At 39.1% G+C, this 644-nt stretch carries 1 protein-coding gene; it reads left to right on the top strand.

Annotation, left to right across the window (positions count from 1 at the left end; all coding sequences use genetic code 11):
- Positions 1 to 644: Ig-like domain-containing protein (locus tag ACHRV5_RS22370; protein WP_395428336.1), on the top strand; the 644-nt coding region annotated here is incomplete at both ends.

Here is a 644-nt window from a genome sequence, read left to right on the forward strand (position 1 = left end):
TAAACGTAACTGTTCAATGTAGTGATGCAACAGCTTTGACTACTGCTCAAACACAATTCCCGGTTGCTACTGATTCTTGTGATGGTGATGTTTCTAATATCGTGAAAACAAGTGGTGCTTTTGTAGCTTCTGAAACTTGTGCAAATGCAGGAACATATACTAACACTTGGACTGTTAAAGATGATTGTGGAAATACTTCTGATACTTTCACTCAAATTATTACAATCGAAGATACTACTGCTCCAACTTGGTCAACTCAAGGGGGAACATTAGATGTTACTTTACAATGTAGCGATACTGATGGATTGACAGCTGCTCAAAACCAAGCTCCAATTGCAACAGATACTTGCGATGGAACTATAACTTATACTAAAGTAACCGGTCAATTACAAAAAGGAAGCTGTGGAAGTACTGGTACTTACACCAACACCTGGACTGCAACCGATACTTGCAATAATACCTCAACTGTCTTTACTCAGGTAATTACCGTTCAGGATACTGCAATTCCAACTTGGATTACTCAGGCTGGAACATTAAACACTACTGTTCAATGTAGTGATGCTGCAGCATTAACTGCTGCTCAAAATCAAGCTCCTGCAGCTACAGCCAATTGTTCAATTGTAACTTACACCAAAACAAGTGGT

The organism is Flavobacterium sp. FlaQc-52 (assembly GCF_044007495.1).
GTDB classification, from domain to species: domain Bacteria; phylum Bacteroidota; class Bacteroidia; order Flavobacteriales; family Flavobacteriaceae; genus Flavobacterium; species Flavobacterium cupriresistens.